This window comes from Streptomyces sp. NPDC051041 (assembly GCF_044456065.1).
GTDB classification, from domain to species: Bacteria; Actinomycetota; Actinomycetes; order Streptomycetales; family Streptomycetaceae; genus Streptomyces; species Streptomyces glaucus.
Genome location: NZ_JBITFM010000038.1, coordinates 1 through 3761, shown reverse-complemented (window position 1 = coordinate 3761; position 3761 = coordinate 1). Strand labels below are relative to the sequence as shown.

The 3761-nt window shown below is 74.7% G+C and carries 1 protein-coding gene; it reads right to left on the bottom strand.

Annotation, left to right across the window (positions count from 1 at the left end; all coding sequences use genetic code 11):
- Nucleotides 1-3761 (bottom strand): amino acid adenylation domain-containing protein (locus tag ACIBAI_RS28855; RefSeq protein ID WP_399038767.1); only part of this gene is annotated, 3761 nt, incomplete at both ends.

The following is a 3761-nucleotide window of genomic DNA, read 5'->3' as shown; positions in this document are numbered from 1 at the left end:
CCGGCCCGCCGCGCCCGGCTGACCAGCTGGATCGACATGATGCTGTCCCCGCCCAGCGCGAAGAACCCGTCGTCCGCGCCGACCCGCTCCACACCCAGCACGTCCGCGAACAGCCCGCAGAGGACCTCCTCGTTCGGGGTGCGCGGTGCGCGCCCTGCGCCCGCCGCGGCGGCGAAGTCGGGCACCGGCAGGGCCGCGCGGTCGAGCTTGGCGTTCGCGGTCAGCGGCAACGCGTCGAGCAGGAGGATGTCGGAGGGGACCATGTACTCCGGGAGCCGCTGGGCGAGGTTCGCCCGGAGCGTGCCGGGGTCGGGGCGGCGTCCCGGTTCGGGCACGACGTAGCCGACGAGGTGCTTGCCGCCGGACGGCGCCCGGTGGACCAGGACCACGGCGTCGGCGACGTCGTCCTGTTCGCCCAGCACGCCCTCGATCTCGCCGAGTTCGATGCGGTAGCCGCGGATCTTGACCTGGTGGTCGGCCCGGCCGAGGAACTCCAGCAGCCCGTCCGGACTCCAGCGCACCAGGTCACCGGTGCGGTACATACGCGTGCCCGCCGGGCCGAACGGGTCGGCGACGAACCGCTCCGCGGTCAGCGCCGGCCGGCCGAGGTAGCCGCGCGCCAGCGCGTCACCGGCGATGTGGAGCTCGCCCGGCGCGCCCGGCGGCACCGGCCGCAGCCGGCTGTCGAGCACGTACGCCCGCATCCCGTCGCGGGCCCGGCCGATGGGGACGTTGCCGGGCACCCGGGCCGCGTCCCGCAGGGTGTGCTGGGTGGCGAACAGGGTGATCTCGGTCGGTCCGTAGATGTCGGTGACGCGTGTGGCGGGGCACGCGTCGAGCACACGGCGCACGGACGCCGACGAGACCACGTCCCCGCCCGTCAGCACTTCGCGGACCCCCGCCAGGCAGCCGGGGTCCTCCTCGGCCACCACGCGGAACAGGCCGGCCGTCAGCAGCAGCGAGGTCACCTTGTGCGTGCGGATGGTACGGGCGATGGTGGGGACGTCGAGTTCGCCGGGCGGTGCGACCACGATCTGCCCACCGCCGAGCAGGGGCATCCACAGCTCGTAGGTGGAGGGGTCGAAGCCGTACGGCGAGTGCAGCAGCACCCGGTGCGGGCCCGTGTCGGAGCCGGAGGGGACGGCGGTGTTCCAGCGGCGGTCGGTGGCCAGGCTCACCACGCCGCGATGGGTGATCTCCACGCCCTTCGGCTCGCCGGTGGAGCCGGACGTGTACATCACATAGGCGGCGCTGTCCGGCAGGATGCGCGCCTCGGGGGCACGGGCGGGGATCCCGCGCGGTGCGCCGTCGCCGTCGCCGGCCGTGATCTCGTGGTCGACTCCGGGCAGTCCGGCGATGGACAGCGTGCCGTCCGTCACCACGACCCGGCATCCGGCCTGCTCCGTCATCGAGGCGAGCCGGGCGGCGGGCAGTCTTGCGTCGAGGGGCACGTACGCCGCCCCGGCCTTCAGGACGGCCAGGGTCGCCGTCACGACCTGCGGCGAGCGCTCCATCAGCAGCGCGACGCGGTCTCCCGGGCCGACGCCGAGGGACGCCAGCCGTGCCGCGAGCCGGTTCGCCCGCTCGTCCAGCTGCCGGTAGGTGCGCGTGCCGCCGTCCCAGCGGACGGCCACGGCCTCCGGCGTACGCGCCACCTGCGCGGCGAACGCCTCCACCACGCTGACCGCGGGCTTCGCCGAGTCCGCGTCGGCGTCGTTCCAGTCGGTGAGGATGCGGTGCCGCTCCTCGGGGGTGAGGACGTCGACGCTCCCGGCCGGTCGGGCCGGATCGTCGGCGAGCTGCCGCAGCAGGGCGACGAACCGCTCGGTGAGCGTGTGTGCGGCCTCCTCGGTGAGGAGGTGCGGCATGTAGTGCAGCCGCAGCCACAGTTCGTCGTCCCGGAGTCCGGCGGCGAGGGTCACCGGGTAGTGGGTCGCGTCATGGACCGTGGAGCCGGTGACGGCGAGATCCGGGGACGGGGCGAGCCCGTCGGCCACGGGGTAGTTCTCGAAGACGACGAGGGTGTCGAAGAGCCGCGGCAGGCCGGACAGCCGGTTGATCCGGCTGAGGCCGATGTGCTGGTGGGCCATCAGGTCCGCCTGGGCGGTCTGGAGGCGCAGCAGGAGGTCGGTCAGCGGCTCGGCGGGGTCGAGGACGACCCGGACCGGCAGGGTGTTGATGAACAGGCCCGCCATGGACTCGACGCCGGGTATCTCCGGTGGGCGCCCGGAGACCGTCGTGCCGAAGACGACGTCGTCGCGGCCGGTCATGCGGGACAGCAGCAGCGCCCAGGCGCCCTGCACCAGGGTGTTGACCGTCAGGCCCCGCTCGCGCGCCAGCCGGCGCAGCGCCGCCACGGCCGGTGCGGGAAGGTCCGCGCCGATCCGGGCCGGGACGCCGGGCGCACCGGCGGTCGTGGCGTCCGGGGCGAGCAGGGTCGGCTCCTCCACCCCGTCGAGCGCGTCCGCCCAGGCTCGCTCGGCGGCCTGTCCGTCCTGGTCGGCGAGCCAGGCGAGGTAGGCGCTGTACGGGGTCGGCGGCGGCAGCACCGGGCCGGCGCCGCCGTCGTCACCGGTGCCGCCGTTGCCGTCGGAGGCGGTGGCCGCGTACAGGGCGAACAGTTCCTTCGCCAGGACGGGAACCGACCAGCCGTCGAACAGGATGTGGTGGTTCGTCAGGACGAGGCGGTGTCGGACGCCGTCCAGGCGGACGAGGGTGAGGCGCATGAGGGGTGCCCGCGCCGGGTCGATCCGCCGGGCGCGTTCCTCGGCGGCGATCCGGTCGGCCTCCGCTTCCGCGTCCGCCTCGGGCAGAGCGCTCAGGTCGACGGTCCGCCAGGGGAGGGCGGGGTCGCGGACGATCACCTGGACGGGGACGCCGGCGGTGTCGGGCACGAACGCGGCCCGCAGGTTGGCGTGCCGGCGCAGCAGCGCCGTCCAGGACCGGCGCAGCGCCTGCCCGTCCAGTCGCCCCTTGAGGTCGAGTTCCACCTGGGCGGTGTAGACGTCGGTGCCTTCCTGGTCGTAGTGGGCGTGGAAGAGCAGGCCCTCCTGGAGCGGGGAGAGCGGGAGGACGTCCTCCAGGCCGGGGTGGGCGGCCTCCAGGGCCGTCACCTGGCCCTGGGTGAGCGTGACGAGGGGGAAGTCGGACGGCGTGTGGCCGCCGGCGCCCGGGTCGTCCGCGAGCGCCTCCAGCGCCCGTAGCCACCGCTCGGCCAGGTCCCGCACCTCCGCCTCGTCGAGCAGACCGCCCGCCCACGTGAACGTCGCCGACAGCACCGGGCCCTGCGGACCGTCCTTCGTGACGGCGTTGATCTCCAGGGCGTGCGGCAGTGGCGTCGTCGGGCCGTCGAGTCCGCCCGGCCGGTCGAGCGGGGTCCAGTCGGCCGAGGACGCGGAGAGCGTGCGGCCGAGGTAGTTGAAGCCGATCTGCGGCTCGGCGAGGGGGGCGAGGACGGCTGCGGTGTCGGTGTTCAGATGGCGCAGCAGGCCGTGGCCGAAGCCGTTCCCGGGCACTGCTCGCACCTGTTCCTTGACCTGCTTGACGGCGTCCGCCGGGTCGTCCCCGGTGACCTGGAGCCGTACGGGGTGGAGCCGGGTGAACCAGCCCACCGTGCGGGACAGGTCCACGTCGGCGCGGTCGCTGTCGCGGCCGTGACCCTCCAGGTCGACCAGCACCCCGCCGCCGGCGGCCGTGCCGCGCGCCTCGCGCCACTGACGCACCGCCAGGGCCAGCGCGCCCAGCAGCACGTCGTTGACACC